The organism is Nocardia sp. CDC519, from assembly GCF_059509835.1.
Genome location: NZ_CM183377.1, coordinates 2,770,288 through 2,788,857 on the forward strand (window position 1 = coordinate 2,770,288; position 18,570 = coordinate 2,788,857).

Consider the following 18,570-nt stretch of genomic DNA (forward strand, 5'->3'; position numbering starts at 1 on the left):
CGGGCCGGTTGCCCCATGGACGCGATGACCGGGCGCCCAGATCCCCTCCGATGGTCCGGCGCTCCCATCGCGGTCGTCGGAATCGGCGCGGACGGATGGGGCGGCCTCGGCGCGACGGCACGAGAGTCGGTCACCCACTGCGACGTGCTGATGGGTTCGCCGCGCCAACTTGCGCTCGTCCCCGACGAGGTGACCGCACAGCGGATCAGCTGGCCGTCCCCGCTGCTGCCCGCACTCGCGGACCTGCTGCGCGCGCACGCCGACGCCCGGATATGCGTGTTGGCCAGCGGCGATCCGATGTTCTACGGCATCGGCGTGACGCTGGCCAAGCTCTTCGGCCCGGCCTCGCTGCGGGTGCTTCCGCAACCGTCGTCGGCGTCGCTGGCCTGCGCGCGGTTGGGCTGGCCGCTCGCCGAGATCCCGGTGGTCTCGATGGTCGGCCGCGCACCGGCGAACCTGCTGCCCGAGCTCACCGACGGGCGCCGCATCCTCGTGCTCAGCGCCGACGCGGGCACCCCCACCGTCATCGCAGAGCTGCTCAGCCGCAACGGTTTCGGCTCCTCGACGCTCACCGTTCTGGAACAGCTCGGCGGCTCCGGCGAGCGCATTGTCACCGCGACCGCCTCGACCTGGGACGACCCGCGCACGGACCCGCTCAATATCGTGGCGATCGAGGTCGCCGCCGATTCCGATCGGCCCCGCACGACTCGACTGCCCGGGCTGCCCGACATCCTGTACGGCCGCGACACCCAGCTCACCAAATCCGAGATCCGTGCACTCACCCTGAGTGCTCTCGCACCGGCCCCCGGCGAACTGCTCTGGGACGTCGGCGGCGGTTCCGGCAGCATCGCCATCGAATGGTGCCGCACCCACCCCAGCTGCCGGGCGGTGAGTTTCGAACGGCTCGACCAGCGCAGGCAGCGGATCGCGGACAACGCCGCCGCGCTCGGCGCCCCGGCCGTCGAGGTGCGCGGTGAGGTCCGAGCCGAACTCGCGACCGCTGACCTGCCCGTACCCGATGCGATCTTCCTCGGCGGCGGACTCACCCAGGACGGCGTCTTCGAGACATGCTGGTCACATCTAGGCCAGGGTGGACGGCTGGTGGCCAATGCGGTGACCGCCGAAACCGAGGCCATGCTGGTCGGTCTCGCCGCCGCGCACGGCGGTGAGCTGCGCAAATTCCAGGTCTACCGGGCCGAGCCCCTCGGCGGGTTCACCGCGTGGCGGCCGCAGCTGCCGGTGGCGCAATGGTCGGTGGTCAAGGGCTCGGCCTGAGCGGCGATCCGGTCGTGCCCACGGGTGAAACAGGGCTGTTCCACGCGGTAGGGTCTGGTCCGAGTTCCGATCGCGATCGGAAACCGAATTTCCTGACCGGGGAGTTACATGAAGTACAAGAAGTTCGCCGCCACCGCTCTTCTCGCGGTCGCCGCCACCGGGGTCAGCGCAGGAACCTCCTACGCCGCTCCTTCGCCCACCCCGCCCGCTGCCCAGGACCAGAGCACCGCGGTGCCAACGGTCACCGGCGAAGACCAGGGCGTCGACTACACCCTCGAGCTCGCCGAGGCCGGCAAGTCGCTGGTCACCACCGTGACCGGGGGCGCCTTCAGCCTCGACACCGACGACAAGACGGTGACGTTGAAGAACGCCGACGGCGCCGTCGTCACCACGATCCCGCTGACCGCCACCGCCAAGGGGCAGCCGGTCGAGATCGCCGCGAGCGTCGACGCCGACGGCAGCAAGCTCACCCTGACCCCGCAGGTCACCCCGACCGCGGTAGCGCCGAGCCAGGCCGAGTTCATCTCTGCCCAGGGCTGGTTCATGGCCGAACTGCAGCGGGCCTCGCTCGGTGCGCTGGTCGGCGGCCTGATCGGCGCCGCGGTGGGCATCTTGTTCTTCGGTGTCGGCATCCTGCCCGGCGCGGTGCTCGGCGCCATCATCGGCCTCGCGGTCGCGGGTGGCCCGGAGCTGCTCAACGCGGGCCTGGCCTACTTCAGCGGCCAGCCCTGAACATCCTGATCCTGGGCGGAACCCGGCAGGCCCGGGAACTGGCCCGCATCGCCTCCGGCGAGCGAGGATTCGCGATCGTCTCCTCGCTCGCCGGACGTGTTCGCGACCCCCTCCTGCCGCCCGGCGAGGTCCGCGTCGGCGGGTTCGGCGGACCACAGGGCCTGCGCGAGTTCCTGCTGACCCGGCGGATCGATGCCGTCGTCGACGCGACCCACCCGTTCGCCGACACCATCACCGGCAATGCGGCGATCGCCTGCCGCGCCGCCGGCACCCCGTTGCTGCGGCTGAGCCGCCCGGGCTGGTCGGCCGGTCCGGGCGACACCTGGATTCGCGTGCCCGACCTCGCGGCCGCGGCGGCGCGAGTCGCCGAGTTGGGGGAGCGGGTATTTCTCACCATCGGACGCCAGGGTGTCGGCGCGTTCGCCGGCCATCGCGCTCAGTGGTTCCTCATCCGCGCCATCGACGCACCCGAAACGGCGTTGCCGCCGCGCCACGAATTGCTGCTCGCGCGTGGGCCTTTCAGTGTCGAAGCGGAGTCCGAACTCCTGGCCTGGCACCGGATCGACGTCCTCGTCACCAAGGACAGCGGAGGCGCCGATACCGCCGCGAAACTCACGGCCGCGCGCGCGGCGCGGCTGCCGGTGCTGATGATCGACCGGCCCGCGCTCCCCGCGGGCATCGAGGTCGTCGCTACCGTTGCCGATGCGGTGGAGTGGTTACATCGTCGCGGGGACAGCGGCGCTCGACCAGGGCTCGTGGACTCGTGACGGTGGGCGTTCACCGCCGCCAGAAGAAGTGGTGCACCACCCCGCTGGGGCTCGGAATCCGCTCGAGATGAAAACGATCGGTCAGTTCGTCCGGGCTCGACCACAACCGTTCCCCCTTGCCCAGTTCGACGGGCGCGACCACCACGTGCAGTTGGTCGATGAGACCGGCGTCGAGGAACTGCCGCACCGTGGCCACTCCGCCGCCGATCCGGACATCCTTGCCGTCGGCGGCCTCGAATGCGCGGGCCAGGGCGTGTTCCGGGGTCGCATCGAGGAAGTGGAACGTGGTGTCGGCCAGCGTGAAGGACGGCCGCGGGTGATGAGTGAGCACGAAAACCGGGGTGCGGAACGGAGGTTCATCGCCCCACCAGCCCTGCCAGTCGTAGTTCTCCCACGGCCCCCGCTGCGGTCCGAACTTGTTGCGCCCCATGATCTCCGCGCCGATATTGTTGGCGTAATCACGAGTGATGTAGTCGTCGAGGCCGTAGGTCCCGCCCGGCTCTGTCCGGTTCACCCAGTGCGCGGTGGCTCCCGCCCAGGACATGAAGTCCGCCGGATTCGCATGCCCGAACGGCCGCTCCAGGCTCTGCCCGACGCCGGCGCCGTACCCATCGCGGGAAATGCTGAAGTTCTGCACCCGCACGAACTGTGTCATCGGAACCCTTTCTGATTGCAATTCGCAAGCAGTTATGAACGTACCGGCACTGCTTCGGCAATGCAACCAGTTGGGAGGACGACTGTCGCGGTTGCGATCGTCCGGTCTGGTGGTGCGGGTGAGTTGGCTCAACTCAACGTCGCAGCGCGCCGATCAATCCCCGAAGCGCGTCGGCGGGCGGCAGATTCAGGCTGACGGCCGGCCGGGTTCGGGCATCGACCGATCGATCACCTCAGTGACCGGCTCCGGTCCGTTCGCCAACCCCGGTGGTGTCATGGAGGCGTGGTCGATCCCGCTGCGGCGACGGCACCGCCGCACCCACCTCGGGGCGGTCGCGGCCGAGGAGGGCGGGGAGGCGGTCGAACCATTCGAGGACGGCGCGTTCGTAGGCGATGCCGAATTCGAGGGTGGCACGTTGGTGGGGGCGCATGCCTGCGCAGTCTTCGTGCAGGTAACCGTCGAGGCGGCGCTGATGGACGTCGCGGCCCGCGGCGATGATCTCGTCCAGATGGGCCGGGTCGAGGTGTTCGCCGAACGACATCGTCAGCAGCAGGGGGACCCGGATGGTTTCGGCGCCGGGGTCGCGGGCGATCCACTCGCGGAAGGCGCCGCGTCCGGCCTCGGTGATCTGGTAGGGAGTGCGTTCGCGGGCACCGGTCTGCCCCTTCTCGACCAGGCCCGCGGCGTCCATGGCGGCGAGCTCGCGGTAGACCTGGCTCTGGGTGATGGTCCAGAAATCGCCGATCCGGTCCTGGGCCAGGTTCACCAGATCCCACCCGGACATCGGGCCCTCGTGCAGGAAGCCGAGGAGGGAGGCGGCCGTCGAGTTCAGCGGTCGTGTCCGCGCGCGGTCCGCCACTCCAGCTCCCTTCAACACTCCATAGTGGAATGTTGACGAGTCTACCCGCTGCCGGAACCGGCTGCGGGCAGCGACTCAGACCTGGTAGCGCCGGGAGGTGTAGACGCGCGGTCCGTCCTCGGTCTCGACGACCGCGGTGGTCGAGGCGCCGATGATGAGCAGCGTCCGCATGTCGACGTCGGACGGGTCGAGATCACCCAGCGAGACCACGCGCACGGATTCGGTGGGGCCGCCGACGTCGCGGCCGATCACCACCGGCGTCAGTGGGGTGCGATGCTCGAGCAACACATCGCGCATGGCGGCCACCTGCCAGGTGCGCTGGCTCGACGCCGGGTTGTAGATGGCGATGGCCATATCCGCGGCCGCGGCCGCGGACAGCCTGCGCGCGACCACCTCCCACGGTTTGAGCCGATCCGACAGCGAGATCATCGCGTAGTCGTGGCCGAGTGGTGCGCCGACCCGGCTCGCGACGGCATTGGCGGCGGTCACCCCTGGCAGCACCCGGACGGGAACCCCCTTCCACTGCGGATCGGCCGATTCCTCGAGCACAGCGGCGGCCATCGCGAAGACGCCCGGGTCGCCGGAGGAGACGACCGCGACCCGCGCACCGTTCTTGGCCAGATCCAATGCCATGGCCGCGCGTTCGGATTCGACCCGGTTGTCGCTGGCGTGCCTGCGCTGGCCGGGACGCACCGGCACGCGGTCGACGTAGGTGGTGTAGCCGACGAGGTCGGTCGCCTCGGCGAGCGCGCGCTCCACTTCCGGGGTCGTCCACGCGGTCGCGCCCGGGCCGAGACCGACCACGACCACTTCGCCGGAATCGGCCGGCTGCTCGGTCGGCGTGATCGGATCGAAGGCCGTCGCCGAATCGGCCACACCGGCATTGCCGGCCGAATGCTGTGCGTCCGAACGATTTCCGGATGGCGCGCTCAGGCGCAACGGCGTGGTCGGTTCCGGTCCGGGCACGATGGTGATGGCGAAGTAGGGGACCTCGTCATCGGCCACGTCGGCGGCGGGCAGCACCCGCTGACGCCCGGTGCTGGCCCGCTCGACGTAGTAGGCCTCGCCCAGCTTGCCGGCATCCGAGAGTGCCCGGCGCACCGCGGGATAGGTGCGGCCGAGCTTCATGACGGCAGCGGCATCGGCGTCGCGCAGGCGTTCGGTGAGTTCGTCGACAGCCATCGTGCCCGGCAGCACGGTCAGCACCTGTTCGCCCTCGACCAACGGGGTGCCGAGTGCCGCCGACGCCGCGCTCACCGAGGTGATGCCGGGGATGATCTCGGCCTCGAACCGGTCGGCCAGCCGCCGGTGCATATGCATATAGGAGCTGTAGAACAGCGGATCGCCCGCGGCCAGCAGCGCGACGCTGCGCCCGGCGGCCAGGTGAGCGGCCAGTCGTTCGGCAGCCTGCTCGTAGAACTCGTCGATGGCGCCTTGATAGCCGCCGGGGTGATCGGTGGTCTCGGTCGTCACCGGGTAGACGAGATGTTCTTCGAGCTGACCCGGCCGCATGTACGGTTCGGCGATGGCGCGCGAGATGCTGCGGCCGTGCCGTGCGCTGTGGAAGGCGATCACGTCGGCCGCGCCGATGATCCGCGCCGCCTTGACCGTCACCAGTTCCGGGTCGCCGGGGCCGAGCCCGATGCCCCACAGTTTGCCCGCCGTGGTCATTCCTGTTCGCTCGCAATCGCATTCAGTGCCGAGGCGGTGATGGCGCTGCCCCCGCGCCTGCCGCGCACGGTCAGGTAGTCGACCCCGCCGGCCTCGATCAGGGCGTCCTTGGATTCGACGGCGCCGACGAATCCGACCGGGATGCCGAGTACCGCCGCCGGTCGCGGCGCTCCGGCATCCAGCATGTCGAGCAGGTGGAACAGCGCCGTCGGCGCATTGCCGATGGCGACCACCGCGCCGCCGAGCCGGTCGCGCCACAGTTCCAGCGCGGCCGCCGACCGGGTGGTGCCCAGCCGCTGCGCCAACTCCGGCACTCGCGGGTCGCGCAGCAGGCAGAGCACCTCGTTATCGGCAGGCAGCCGCTTGCGCGTCACTCCGGAGGCCACCATGTTCGCATCACACAGAATCGGCGCCCCCGCCCGCAGGGCCGCCCGCGCCGCAGCAACCACTCCCGGAGTGAACGCGACATCTTCCGCCAAATCCACCTGCCCGCATCCATGGATCATCCGCACCACCACCTGCGCGACATCCGGCGGAAACCCGCTCAGATCCGCCTCGGCGCGGATCGTGGCGAACGACCGCCGATAGATTTCGGCCGCGTCGGTGAGGTAACTGGCACGCACGTCGGACATGCCGCTCAGCCTATGACCGGGCCCGCGTGCGCCTTGCCGTGGGTCGACCACGTCGGCTCGCGCCCACGATCACGCAGCGTCGGGGATCCAGATGTCCACCGTCGCGGCCGATGACACGGCCGGTTCAGCGGTCACGTTCCCCCGGCTGGGGGCTGGGGACGGAGCCCGGGCTGGCGCCTGCCGATGATCGGTCGGCAGCCGATTGTCCAGGCCTATTCGATCCGATATCCGTCGGGACCCGCGATGACGTCGGTGATCGGGCCGGTGGGGCGGCCGCAGTGGCGGTCGCAGCCGGACCAGTGCTGGCGGCCCGCGGCGATGATCTGATCGGCGGGAGTCGGGGCTTCGAGGGAAGGGACCTCGGTGCCGGGTGGGGCGACGCGGCCGGATTCGATGGCGGCGGTGGCGTCGGCGCGGACGTCGGTGTGGGATTTGGTGCAGCCGGGGCGGCCGGCGCAGGCGGTGACCTGCAACCAGGGGGAGTTCGCGTCGAAGATCAGGCCCATGGGGGCGAGCACGCGCACCACCTGCTCGGCGGGCCATTCGTCGAGGTCGGTGAGCACCAGCGAGCGCCAGGGGGTGAGGAAGACGGGGCGCTCGACGGCGGCGAGGAACTCCGCTGTGCGGGCGGGCAGGGAACCCAGGCGCACGCCCGCGCCCAGCGCGACCAGGCCGTTGTCCTGCGGGAGCCAACCGATCGGAGGGGGCGGCGCGGCGGTGATGTCCACACGCGCCGAGACCGGCGTGAGCCCGAGTGACTCGACGAGACGTTCGGCGCCGTCCTCGATCTCGTGCAGGCGCCAATGACCGGAGCCGAGCTCGAGGAATCCGTACGCGGCCGCCAGCAGCACGTCTGCGGTATCGGCGGCCGAGACCCGCAGGCCGCTGTCGTGACCGGCGAGCAGGATGGCGAACTCGTCGGCGCCGACGGCGTGCGCACCGATATCGGGGCCGAGCGCGCTGACGTCGCCGCGCCCGTCATCCAGCGCGAAGAGCACCCGTCCGGGCAGGTCCGCGAGCCGCCGCGCCGCACGCAATCCGGCATCGAGGGAGCCCACCAGCGGGTGCACATCCGCGAGCCCGCCGATCCGTCCCGACAGCGGCGAGGCGACGATATTGCGTATCCGCTCGTGTGTACGGCTGGGCAGCAGTCCCGCCGCTTCCAATCGGCCGGTCAGCTCACGGGCATCGCGCACCTGCCGCAGCTGCACGTTGCCGCGTGAGGTGAGTTCGATATTGCCGTCGCCGAGCTCGTCGGCGGCCGCAGCCAGCGCCTGCACCTGGTGCGGTTCCAGCCGTCCGCCGGGCACACGCACGCGCGCCAGCGGTCCATCGGCGGCCTCGTGCAACCGCAACACGCCAGGGCAGGAATCCGAATCAGTGCGCGCCATGATCGGTCCAGCTTACGGGCCTGCCGACGGGCTCGGTCGGCTGTCTCCGGGCGGAGGCCGCTCGCGGGATTCATCAACGCGCACGGTACCGGCGCCGGCGCGCGACAACGGCCACCAGCGACGGGACCGGTCCCTGGTGACGGCGCCCGGTGACGACTCTGACGGCCAGGTGACCGCGACCGGATATGGCGACCGGCGTAGCTACTGGCAACGACCACCGATGACGACGACCGGCACGACCACCGGCGACGACCACCGGCAACGACCACCGATGACGACGACCGGCACGACCACCGGCGACGACCACCGGCGACGACCACCGGTGACGGCGACCGGTGACGACCACCGATGACGGCGACGGCGACCGGCGACCCTCGACTACGGCGACCGGCGACCCCTGAGAACGGCGACCCTCGACTACGGCGACCGGCGACCCCTGAGAACGGCGACCCCGACTACGGCGACCGGGGCGACGCCCGCCTATCGGAGATCGGGGAGCGCCAAACATTGACGCAACCAATCGGTTGCCATACTATTGCAACCGTTGGGTTGCTACTAAAGGAGTGCATCATGGGATTTCCTGATCGAATCGAGAGGACCGTCGAGCTGGCGCATCCGCCGGAGAAGGTGTGGACGGCGATTACCACGGCAGAGGGGCTGGGCACCTGGTTCGGCAATGAGGCGAGCATCGATCTACGCCCCGGCGGCGAGGCCTGGCTGCGCTGGGACGAGCACGGCTCGCACCAACTGCGGGTGGAACGGGTCGAGCGCCCGCGCATCTTCGGTTTCACCTGGCAGATCTACGGCCTGCCCGCCGAGGATCCGCGCCGCACCTACGTGGAGTTCACCCTGGAACCCACCGGCGACGGCACCCGATTGACCGTCGTGGAGACCGGATTCGCGCAACTCGCCGCCGACGAACACAAGACCGCCCATTCCGGCAATGTCGACGGGTGGGCGAAGGAGCTCGGGGAACTGGTGACCTATCTCGATGCTGCCTGAGAACGAGGCGATCGCCGAACAGGTCTTCATCGCACTGGCCGATCCGAGCCGCCGTGCCATCCTGGCGGAGCTGGCCTCGGCAGGCCCCGCCACGGCCACCGATCTGGCCGCCGGGCTCCCGATCACCAGGCAGGCGATCGCGAAACACCTTGCGCTGCTGTCGGAAGCCGGGCTGGTCGTCGCCGAACCGGGCGAGCGTCGCCGTGTGCGTTACCGATTGCATTCGGCGCCCATGCGGGTGGCGCAGCAATTCCTCGCTGCGCTCGCCCGCGATTGGGACAGTCGGCTCGATGTGTTGAAGGACCATCTCGATCGGTCGTGAGGGCGTCGGGCGCGGCCTGCGGGAAGCCGCGCCCGGCCGCTTACTGCGCGCGGTCGAGAATCAGGCGGCTCAGCGCGCCGGGGTCCTCCAGCATCGCGATATGCCCGACTCCGCGCAGGTATGCGATCTCGGCGCCCGGCACCGCCTCGTACTGGTGTGCCGATGCGGGATCCCACCGGGGATCGGAATCTCCGAAGATCACCAGAGCCGGCTTGCCGGCGTCGACGAGGCGCTCGGGCACGGACCGCGCGGCGATGTAGTCGCCGTTGGCGGCCAGGATCGCGCGCAGGGTTCGGTAGGACATCCCGCGCAGATCGGCCAGAGCCGCATCCGGCACCGTGACGGGAACCGCCGCCGTCGCCGCGACGGCCCGGCGGATCATCGAGTCGGTGCGAATCGCCCACACCAGCCGGCCGAAGGGTGGTGTGGACAGCAACCGGACGATCGCGGGCTCGGGAAGCAGCGCCGACAGACTTGGTCCCGTGCTGACCAGGATGAGTTCACCGACCAGGTCTGGCCGCCGCTCCACCAGTGCGGTGGCGACGTACCCGCCGCTGGAATGTCCGACCACCGTCGGGTTCCGGATGCCGAGCTCATCCAGCACCATCGCCGTCCGATCCGCTTGCTGCGCAACGGCGTACGTCGGCGCAGGCGCGGAGCGGCCGCATCCGGGAAGGTCGATCGTGATGACCCGGTAGCCGGTGGTCAGCGACGGAATCACCGGTGCCCAGGTGGCGCCGGTCGCGCCCGAACCGTGGACCAGTAGCACGGGCGGTGCGGCCGGGTCTCCGTCGACGGACACACGCACGCCGTGCACGGTCGTGTCGACACGAGTGCCTGCGGAAATCGAATAACTCATACCGATAGCGTCGCCGCGGATTCGGCGTCGGTATTGAACGAATGTCGGGCCGGCGTGCGGCGGTTAGCCTGGGAACCATGACCGCACCGGCCGGATGGGACTGGAGCCGGGTCGATGTCGTCGTCCCCGTCCGACGCCCCGCTCCGGGCGTCCGGATGGCCGGTTTCCGTTATCGCGACGTCGCTACCGTCGACCTGACGATGATCCCGCACCCCCTGGTCACGCTTCTGATCGATCTCGGTGAGAACGGCATCGTGTACGACGTGCTCGGGCGGCCGATCGCGGGAAGCGCGATCGTCGGCCTGCACGGCGGTGCGATACGTATCGCCGGTGCCGGTTCGGGTGACGTCCTGCAGATCCGCTTGTCGCCCGTGGTCGCGGCGGCGGTGCTGCGCGACACCGACGTCATCGGCGGCGCCGTGACACCGATGGCGCGGCTGTGGGGCAATCGGTCCGCGGAGCTGACCGAGCGACTCCGCTCGGCGCCGTCGTGGGACGACCGGTTCGCCCTCGCCGCCGCGTTCCTGCGCAGCCGGGTACCTGGAAGGTTCGATGTCGCACCGGAGATCGCCTTCGCCTGGGACCAGGCCGTGCGCACCAGAGGTCTGGTCCGGATCCAGGCTCTCGCCGCGGAGACCGGCTGGTCCCGTCAGCGGCTCTGGTCGCGCTTCCGTGCCCATGTCGGGGTGACGCCCAAGCACGCGGCCGAACTCGTGCGTTTCGACCACGCCGCCCATCTGCTGGCGGCAGGGCGCCCGCCCGCCGACGCCGCGGTCGAGGCCGGCTACGCCGACCAATCCCATCTGCACCGTCGCACCAAGGCGATCACCGACCTGACCCCGGCCGCTGTGGCGCGGGCACCGTGGCTCGCGATCGATGACATCGCGTGGCCGCCGGACCTCACCACGTGAGGACGGGTTTGACGACCCGGCCCGCGCGTTGATCCGCGAGCGCGGAACCGATCTCGGTGTGCGGGTAGCAGGCGATGAGCCGCTCCACCGGCAGCAGACCGCGCCCGTGCAGCCGCAGCAGATGCGGAATGAATTCGCCAGGTACCGCATCGCCCTCCAGGCACCCGCGAATAGTCTTGCCGTGCAGCACGATCTCGCTGACATCGATCGGCGGCGTACCGGCGCCCAGCCCGACGGCGACCACCGTCGCACCCGTGGTGAGCGCGGCGACGGCATCACCGAGGACGCTCGCGACGCCGGTGGTGTCGAGGGCATGGGTCGCGCCGCCGCCGGTCAGCTCGCGGATCGCCGGGGTGGTGGGCGATTCCGCCGGGTCGATGGCGGCGTCGGCGCCGAGTTCACGGGCGAGGTCGCGGCGCGCGGCGGATGTTTCCACGACGGCGACACGAACTCCGGGGATCGTCCGGGCGGCCAGTAACGCGGCCATCCCGACCGCGCCCGCACCGTAGATGGTCAACCAGGAGCCGGGCTCCGGGCGGAGGACGTTGAGCACGGCGCCCATGCCGGTTTGGAATCCACACCCGAACGGTGCCGCCACGGCGAGGTCGATCGCGGAGTCGATGACGACGGTGTTGTCCTCGGCGGCGAGTGCGTACCCGGCGAAGCTCGACTGCCCGAAGAAACCGTCCAGCACCGAGGCGCCGTCGACGGTCACTCGTGGCTGCTCGTGCGCGCGCCGGCCGAACTGGTTCAACGCGTTCGCGCGCCTGCAGTAGGCCGGACGTCCGGCCCGGCAGTTCGCGCACGCGCCGCAATGCCGGAACGTCAGCACCACGTGATCGCCCGGCCGCACCGAACGCACGTTCGCGCCGACCGCCTCGACCACGCCCGCTCCTTCGTGCCCGAGCAGCACCGGCCGGTCGGCGGCGCCCGCGCGCCGGCTCACCAGGTCGGTGTGGCACACGCCGGCGGCGTGGATCCGCACCAGCACCTCACCGGCGCGTGCTCGGTCGACCTCGACCGTCTCGATCGTGAAGGGCGCGGACGGGTCACGCGAGAGCACCGCGGTCGTGCGCATCAGGACACCCGCTCCAACAGGAAATAGAAGTGCTCACCGCGCGAGAGCACCAGTTCGGGGCGCCCGTTCATGATGCCCATCAGAGTGGTCTCGTCGAGCCACTTGAAATGATCGAAGACCGCGCGCCCGTCGTAGACCATCGTCGCGGTGACCTCGCCGCGGAATTCGATATTCCACAGCGTCGCTTCGCCCTGCCCGAGTTCCACGTTCGAGAACAGGGTGCCGTCCTCGGCCCGGCAGATCAGTGGTTTCGCGTCGTCGAGCGCCAGGAACGTCTTGCCGTACCAGCGGCTGGCCGGCAGTGCCCGGCACAGCGGGTGGCCGGTCTGGAACGCGTCACCGCGCCATTCGCCGAGGATGTCCTCGGCGCGGGCGGGCCGCAGCCGGCCCCACAGGTCGTCCAGTTCGGCGGCCGAAACGCCCTCGGTCCGATCCCTGAGTTCCTGCCATCGCGCGGTCATCGTGTCCTCGTCTCGCCGGTTCCAGAACCATTTGGTTCGCCAACGACCATAGTTCCGAACCAAATGGTTCGGCAAGCTACGATGCCGGCATGCGTGCGGCAGGTGAGGCGACCCGGGAGCGGATTCTCGCGGCGGCCAAGGCCGAGTTCGCGGAGTACGGCATCGCCGGAGCCAGGATCAACCGCATCGCCGCCGCGGCCCGGGCCAGCAAAGACCGGCTCTACGCCTACTTCCCCGGGAAACGCGAGCTCTACCTGGCCGTCACCGAACGCTGGACCGCCGAAACCACGGCCGAAACCGCCCTGCGCGCCGACGATCTGCCCGGCTATGTGGGCCGGCTGTTCGACCATTTCGTCGCGTACCCGGACAACGCGCGCTTACAAGCCTGGTCCGAACTCGAACCCGCCGACGACGAGGACGTCGCCCAGGTCGTGCGCCGCACCATCGACCCGAAACTCGCCGAACTGCGCCGCGGACAGCAGGAAGGGCTGATCACCGCCGACATCCCGGCCCCGGCGCTGCTGCGCATGCTCACCGATCTGGCCCGCACCAGCGCCATGCACGCCGTGGTCGCGGGGCGGCGCGCGGGCGGGACGCAGCGGGCGGCGGCGCATCGGGCCGCGACCGTGCTGGCGGCCCGGCGACTCGTCGCGCCGTAGTGGGCCCGCGTTCCGGGCCGCCGTTTCCGCCGGTGCGCGCGAGGCGCATGATCGAACCACACCGACCCATAGGAGGAACCGTGTCCGTCGAGACCACTCGTATCGTGCTGGCGTCCCGTCCGGTCGGTGCGCCGCAGCCGGAGAACTTCCGCACCGAGACCGCCGAATTGCCCGAGCCCGGTGACGGCCAGGCACTGCTGCAAACGCTGTACCTGTCGCTGGATCCGTACATGCGCGGGCGGATGAGCGATGCACCCTCCTACGCACCGCCGGTGGCGATCGGCGCGACCATGGTCGGCGCCACCGTGTCGCGGGTGCTGGAATCGCGTGACAGTGCGGTGCGGCCCGGCGATATCGTGCTCGGCTACGGCGGCTGGCAGACCCATTCGCTGGAATCGGCGGCCTACCTGCGTCCGCTCGATCCGGCGAAGGCGCCGGTGACCACCGCGCTCGGCGTGCTCGGGATGCCGGGATTCACCGCCTACGCGGGGCTGCGCAATATCGGGAAACCGCAGCCGGGGGAGACGCTGGTCGTGGCCGCCGCCACCGGTCCGGTGGGGTCGGCGGTCGGGCAGATCGCGAAACTGGAGGGTGCCCGCACCGTCGGCATCGCCGGCGGCCCGGAGAAGGTGCGGCTGCTGACCGAGAAGTTCGGCTTCGACGCCGCTATCGACCATCGCGCCGACGACTTCGCCGACCAGCTGGCCGCCGCCACCCCGGACGGCATCGACGTCTATTTCGAGAACGTCGGCGGCGCGGTCCTGGACGCGGTACTGCCGCGGCTCAACAGCTTCGCCCGGATCCCGGTCTGCGGGCTCGCCGCCGCCTACAACGCGACCGAACTCCCGCCGGGCCCCGACCGCCTCGGCCTGCTCATGGGCCTGATCCTGCGCAAGAGCCTCACTGTGCGCGGCTTCATCCAGACCGAATTCGCGCCGACCCAGATGGAGGATTTCCTGCACCAGGCCACCGCCTGGGTCGCCGACGGCCGCCTGGCCTACCTCGAGGACATCGTGGACGGCCTGGACCAGGCGGTGACCGCGTTCCAGGGCCTGCTGGTCGGCAACAATGTCGGCAAGCTGCTGGTGCGCGTCGCCGAGTAGCGGAGCGGCGATACGCGAACCCCTCCGCCGAGTGATATCCGGGGAAGCGAATGCCGCGCCGATGCCACCGTCCCGGTCGACCCGGATGAGTCGGCCGAGCCGGCGGCGCGACGCGGGCACGAGGACAGTAGGCGTCGGCGGCCCGTCCGCGGGCGATGCGGGCGCCCGGCGGCTCGCGCGGTAGCATCCGGGGGCTCGGCGGGCGATGAGGAAACCGGTGAAATTCCGGTGCGGTCGCGCCACTGTGAACAGCCAGACCCTCTCCGGCGAGCGCTAACCCGCTGGGCGCGTCACCCGAGGAAGGTCTCACCCGTGATCCTGCTGCTGTCCACCTCCGACACCGATCTGCTGAGCGCGCGCGCCAGCGGCGCCGACTACCGGTGGGGCAACCCGGCGCGGCTGCTGGTGGAGGATCTGCCTGCCCTGCTCGACGGCGCCGACCTCGTCATCGTGCGCATCCTCGGCGGCAAACGAGCCTGGGAAGAGGGTCTGGACGCGGTCCGCGCCAGCGGTGTGCCGATGGTCGCCCTCGGCGGTGAACTCGCCCCCGACGCCGAGCTGATGGAATGCTCGACCGTGCCGGCCGGTGTCGCCGCCGACGCGCACAACTACCTGGCCGCGGGCGGTGCGGAGAATCTGCGGCAGCTGCACCACTTCCTCTCCGACACCGTGCTGCTCACCGGGCACGGCTTCGAGCCGCCGGTGCAGCTGCCCAGCTGGGGGGAACTCGAGCGCGACGCCGCCGAGGTCGACGGCCCGACCGTCGCGGTCATCTACTACCGCGCCCAGCATCTGGCAGGCAATACCGCCTACATCGACGCGCTGTGCACCGCCATCGAGCAGGCCGGAGCCCGCCCGCTACCGCTGTACTGCGCCTCGCTGCGCACCGCCGAACCGGAACTGCTCGACACCCTGCGTGCCGCGGACGCCCTGGTCGTCACCGTGCTGGCCGCGGGCGGCACCAAGCCCGCGATCGCCTCGGCCGGCGGTGACGACGAGGCCTGGGATGTCGGGGCGCTCGCCGAACTCGATGTGCCGATCCTGCAGGGCCTGTGCCTGACCAGCGGCCGCGCCCAGTGGGAAGCCAACGACGACGGCCTCTCGCCGCTGGATGTGGCCACCCAGGTGGCGGTGCCCGAATTCGACGGCCGCATCATCACGGTGCCGTTCTCGTTCAAGGAGTTCGACGCCGACGGCTTGTCGACCTACGTCCCGGATCCCGAACGGGCCGCCCGCGTCGCCGGCATCGCGGTCCGCCACGCTCGGCTGCGCCACATCCCGGCCGCGCAGAAGCGGCTCGCGATCATGCTCTCGGCTTATCCGACCAAGCACGCCCGCATCGGCAATGCCGTCGGCCTCGACACCCCCGCCAGCGCGATCCGGCTGCTCACCGAATTGCGCGAAGCCGGTTACGATCTCGGCGACCCGAGCGAGGTTCCAGGTCTGAACGACCGCGACGGCGACGCCTTGATCCACGCCCTCATCGCCGCGGGTGGCCAGGACCCGGACTGGCTCACCGCCGAACAGCTGGAAGGCAACCCGATCCGCATCGGCGCCGCCACCTATACCGCGTGGTTCGAGGGATTGCCGGAGGATCTGCGCGAGGCCGTGGTCGAGGCGTGGGGTCCGCCGCCGGGTGAGCTGTATGTCGACCGCTCCGGCGATCCGGGCGGCGAGATCGTCATCGCGGCCATGCGTTTCGGCAATATCGTGCTGATGGTGCAGCCGCCGCGCGGTTTCGGCGAGAACCCGGTCGCCATCTATCACGACCCCGACCTGCCGCCGAGCCACCACTACCTGGCCGCCTACCGCTGGCTGTCGGCGCCGGAATCGGCGGGCGGATTCGGCGCCGACGCCATGGTGCATCTGGGCAAGCACGGCAATCTGGAATGGCTGCCCGGCAAAACACTCGGCATGTCCGCCTCCTGCGGCACCGACGCCGCCCTCGGCGATCTGCCGCTGATCTACCCGTTCCTGGTCAACGACCCCGGCGAGGGCACCCAGGCCAAGCGCCGCGCGCACGCCACCCTGGTCGACCATCTGATCCCGCCGATGGCGCGCGCCGAAAGCTACGGCGACATCTCGCGATTGGAACAGCTGCTCGACGAGCACGCCAACATCTCCGCGCTCGACCCGGCCAAGTTGCCCGCGATCCGCCAGCAGATCTGGACGCTCATGCGCGCGGCGAAAATGGACCACGATCTCGGCCTGTCCGAACGCCCCGACGAAGACTCCTTCGACGACATGCTGTTGCACGTCGACGGCTGGCTGTGCGAGATCAAGGACGTGCAGATCCGCGACGGTCTGCACGTGCTCGGCCAGGCGCCCGAGGGCGAGATGGAGCTGGACCTGGTCCTGGCCATGCTGCGCGCCCGCCAGCTGTGGGGTGGTGAACAGAACGTGCCCGGCCTGCGAGAGGCGCTGGGCCTCAGCGAAGCCGGTGACGAGGCCCGGGTGCGAGTCGACGTGGTGGAAGCCCGTGCCCGTGAACTGCTCGCCGCGTTGCAGGCCGAGAACTGGTCGGTCGACGCGGTCGAGTCGCTGGTAAACGACTTCGCGACCGCGATCGACGCGGGCGATTCGTCCCCGTCGACGGACAGCGCCGCTTCGGGTACGGGCGCCGACGCCGTCACCGTCGCGCCGGCAGGTGGCCTCGCCGTGAGCGAGCGGGTGGCGGCAGTGAAGTCCGTGCTGCGGTTCGCCGCGACCGAGGTGGTGCCACGGCTGCGGGAGACGGGCATCGAGATCGCGCGCGTCCTGCACGCTCTCAACGGCGGTTTCATCCCCGCGGGGCCGAGCGGTTCGCCGCTGCGCGGCCTGATCAACGTGCTGCCCACCGGCCGCAACTTCTATTCCGTCGATCCGAAGGCCGTTCCGTCGCGACTGGCCTGGGAAACGGGTCAGGCGATGGCTGATTCGCTGCTCGCGCGCTACCTCGCCGACCACGGTGAATACCCGCGCTCGGTGGGTCTTTCGGTGTGGGGCACCTCCGCGATGCGGACCTCCGGCGACGATATCGCCGAGGTTCTCGCGCTGCTGGGTGTGCGGCCGGTGTGGGATGAGGCGAGCCGCCGCGTCACCTCGCTCGAGGTGATCTCCGCCGAGGAGCTCGGCCGTCCCCGCATCGACGTCACCGTCCGCATCTCGGGTTTCTTCCGCGACGCGTTCCCGCACGTGCTGGCCCTGCTCGACGACGCCGTCCGGCTGGTGGCCGCCCTCGAGGAACCGGCCGAATCGAACTACGTGCGCGCACATGCCCAGGCGGACCTCGCCGAGCACGGCGACGAACGCCGCGCCACCACCCGCATCTTCGGCTCCAAGCCCGGCACGTACGGCGCGGGCCTGCTGCAACTCATCGACTCCAAGAGCTGGCGCACCGACGACGACCTCGCCCAGGTGTACACCACCTGGGGTGGCTACGCCTACGGTCGCGACCTCGACGGTGCGCCCGCCGCCGACGATATGCGCACCGCCTACCGGCGAATCACCGTGGCCGCCAAGAACACCGACACCCGCGAGCACGATATCGCCGACTCCGACGACTACTTCCAGTTCCACGGCGGCATGGTCGCCACGGTCCGTGCACTGACCGGGAAGAATCCGGAGGCCTACATCGGCGACAGCACCCGCCCCGACGCCGTGCGCACCCGCACCCTGTCGGAGGAAACCTCCCGGGTGTTCCGTGCCCGCGTGGTGAATCCGCGCTGGCTGGAGGCCATGCGCAGGCACGGGTACAAGGGCGCGTTCGAGATGGCGGCGACCGTGGACTACCTGTTCGGCTACGACGCCACCACCGATGTGGTCGCGGACTGGATGTATGAGAAGTTGGCGGAAAGCTACGTCTTCGACGAGGTCAACCGCCGGTTCATGGAGCAGTCCAATCCGTGGGCGCTGCACGGCATCGCCGAACGCCTGCTCGAGGCGGCCGAGCGCAACCTCTGGGACGCCCCGGAACAGGAGACGTTGGACCGGCTGCGCCAGATCTACCTGGAGACCGAGGGCGAGCTCGAGTAGTTCCGGGGCTCGTCACCACGCGGTGCTCGCATCGGCACTCGCATGGCGTGCCGGTGCCACGTGAGGGGTCGGTGCGGAGTGTGCGCCCCGATGTGCCGTACGCGCAGCCGGCCGCGACGAGTGGAGCACTACGTCCACGGGCGTACCCACGAATCTGCCTGCGGGTGGATGCTCGCACC

Annotated in this window: 17 protein-coding genes; 9 read left to right on the top strand and 8 right to left on the bottom strand. The window is 70.3% G+C overall.

Annotation, left to right across the window (positions count from 1 at the left end; all coding sequences use genetic code 11):
• Positions 1–24 precede the first annotated feature (24 nt).
• The 3 genes from cbiE to AC5W7N_RS12495 all read left to right on the top strand — a co-directional run bounded on the left by cbiE (position 25) and on the right by AC5W7N_RS12495 (position 2,774).
• Positions 25–1,275, top strand: coding sequence for a precorrin-6y C5,15-methyltransferase (decarboxylating) subunit CbiE (gene cbiE, locus AC5W7N_RS12485; RefSeq protein ID WP_495923763.1), 1,251 nt, complete (start codon positions 25–27; stop codon positions 1,273–1,275).
• 108 nt (positions 1,276–1,383) lie between these two features.
• A complete protein-coding gene (locus AC5W7N_RS12490; RefSeq protein WP_194992110.1) occupies positions 1,384–2,007 on the top strand; it encodes a DUF8020 domain-containing protein in 624 nt (207 codons plus the stop codon).
• Complete coding sequence (locus AC5W7N_RS12495) at positions 2,004–2,774, top strand: cobalt-precorrin-6A reductase (RefSeq protein ID WP_495924097.1); 771 nt, start codon at positions 2,004–2,006, stop codon at positions 2,772–2,774. Before AC5W7N_RS12490 ends, AC5W7N_RS12495 begins: the two co-directional genes overlap by 4 nt.
• Positions 2,775–2,784: 10 nt before the next feature.
• Here AC5W7N_RS12495 and AC5W7N_RS12500 read toward each other — a convergent pair whose 3' ends face one another.
• From AC5W7N_RS12500 to cobG, 5 genes are all read right to left on the bottom strand, one after another.
• Entirely contained in the window at positions 2,785–3,429 is a 645-nt protein-coding gene (locus tag AC5W7N_RS12500) for a dihydrofolate reductase family protein (protein ID WP_495923765.1), read from the bottom strand.
• Between the two features lie 232 nt (positions 3,430–3,661).
• Complete coding sequence (locus AC5W7N_RS12505) at positions 3,662–4,288, bottom strand: PadR family transcriptional regulator (protein ID WP_495923767.1); 627 nt, start codon at positions 4,286–4,288, stop codon at positions 3,662–3,664.
• A gap of 75 nt (positions 4,289–4,363) precedes the next feature.
• The gene (locus tag AC5W7N_RS12510; protein ID WP_194992109.1) at positions 4,364–5,959 is read right to left on the bottom strand and encodes a precorrin-2 C(20)-methyltransferase; all 1,596 of its coding nucleotides are present in this window, start codon (positions 5,957–5,959) and stop codon (positions 4,364–4,366) included.
• Entirely contained in the window at positions 5,956–6,591 is a 636-nt protein-coding gene (locus tag AC5W7N_RS12515; RefSeq protein ID WP_163810638.1) for a precorrin-8X methylmutase, read from the bottom strand. The genes AC5W7N_RS12510 and AC5W7N_RS12515 overlap by 4 nt, the downstream gene beginning before the upstream one ends.
• A 212-nt stretch (positions 6,592–6,803) precedes the next feature.
• Complete coding sequence (gene cobG / locus AC5W7N_RS12520; protein WP_495923770.1) at positions 6,804–7,982, bottom strand: precorrin-3B synthase; 1,179 nt, start codon at positions 7,980–7,982, stop codon at positions 6,804–6,806.
• A gap of 570 nt (positions 7,983–8,552) precedes the next feature.
• Between cobG and AC5W7N_RS12525 the strand changes: the two genes are divergently transcribed.
• Together AC5W7N_RS12525 and AC5W7N_RS12530 are read left to right on the top strand one after the other, a co-directional pair.
• Positions 8,553–8,984, top strand: coding sequence for an SRPBCC domain-containing protein (locus AC5W7N_RS12525; protein WP_194992808.1), 432 nt, complete (start codon positions 8,553–8,555; stop codon positions 8,982–8,984).
• A complete protein-coding gene (locus tag AC5W7N_RS12530) occupies positions 8,974–9,306 on the top strand; it encodes an ArsR/SmtB family transcription factor (protein WP_163810644.1) in 333 nt (110 codons plus the stop codon). Before AC5W7N_RS12525 ends, AC5W7N_RS12530 begins: the two co-directional genes overlap by 11 nt.
• A gap of 40 nt (positions 9,307–9,346) precedes the next feature.
• On the opposite strand, the gene AC5W7N_RS12535 is transcribed toward AC5W7N_RS12530, so the two are convergent.
• Positions 9,347–10,165, bottom strand: a complete 819-nt coding sequence (locus AC5W7N_RS12535; protein WP_194992807.1) for an alpha/beta fold hydrolase — start codon at positions 10,163–10,165, stop codon at positions 9,347–9,349.
• 77 nt (positions 10,166–10,242) lie between these two features.
• Here AC5W7N_RS12535 and AC5W7N_RS12540 point away from each other — a divergent pair, with 77 nt between their 5' ends.
• Positions 10,243–11,076 (top strand): AraC family transcriptional regulator, encoded by an 834-nt coding sequence (locus tag AC5W7N_RS12540; protein ID WP_228815097.1) that lies wholly within the window; start codon positions 10,243–10,245, stop codon positions 11,074–11,076.
• Here AC5W7N_RS12540 and AC5W7N_RS12545 read toward each other — a convergent pair.
• Together AC5W7N_RS12545 and AC5W7N_RS12550 are read right to left on the bottom strand one after the other, a co-directional pair.
• The gene (locus tag AC5W7N_RS12545) at positions 11,066–12,154 is read right to left on the bottom strand and encodes an NAD(P)-dependent alcohol dehydrogenase (RefSeq protein WP_495923773.1); all 1,089 of its coding nucleotides are present in this window, start codon (positions 12,152–12,154) and stop codon (positions 11,066–11,068) included. The two genes, AC5W7N_RS12540 and AC5W7N_RS12545, sit on opposite strands and share 11 nt — an antisense overlap.
• On the bottom strand, positions 12,154–12,615 hold the full coding sequence (locus tag AC5W7N_RS12550; RefSeq protein ID WP_163810650.1) for a DUF4334 domain-containing protein: 462 nt from the start codon (positions 12,613–12,615) through the stop codon (positions 12,154–12,156). The genes AC5W7N_RS12545 and AC5W7N_RS12550 overlap by 1 nt, the downstream gene beginning before the upstream one ends.
• Positions 12,616–12,704: 89 nt before the next feature.
• On the opposite strand from AC5W7N_RS12550, the gene AC5W7N_RS12555 reads away from it, so the two are divergent.
• The 3 genes from AC5W7N_RS12555 to cobN all read left to right on the top strand — a co-directional run bounded on the left by AC5W7N_RS12555 (position 12,705) and on the right by cobN (position 18,391).
• Positions 12,705–13,274 carry a TetR family transcriptional regulator gene (locus AC5W7N_RS12555; RefSeq protein ID WP_194990276.1) on the top strand — a complete coding sequence of 190 codons (570 nt, stop codon included), beginning with the start codon at positions 12,705–12,707 and terminating at the stop codon, positions 13,272–13,274.
• A 47-nt stretch (positions 13,275–13,321) separates the two neighbouring features.
• On the top strand, positions 13,322–14,377 hold the full coding sequence (gene curA, locus AC5W7N_RS12560; RefSeq protein WP_163810654.1) for an NADPH-dependent curcumin/dihydrocurcumin reductase: 1,056 nt from the start codon (positions 13,322–13,324) through the stop codon (positions 14,375–14,377).
• Between the two features lie 312 nt (positions 14,378–14,689).
• Positions 14,690–18,391: a cobaltochelatase subunit CobN gene (cobN, locus tag AC5W7N_RS12565; RefSeq protein ID WP_495923776.1), complete on the top strand. Its 3,702-nt coding sequence runs from the start codon at positions 14,690–14,692 to the stop codon at positions 18,389–18,391.
• Positions 18,392–18,570: the final 179 nt, after the last annotated feature.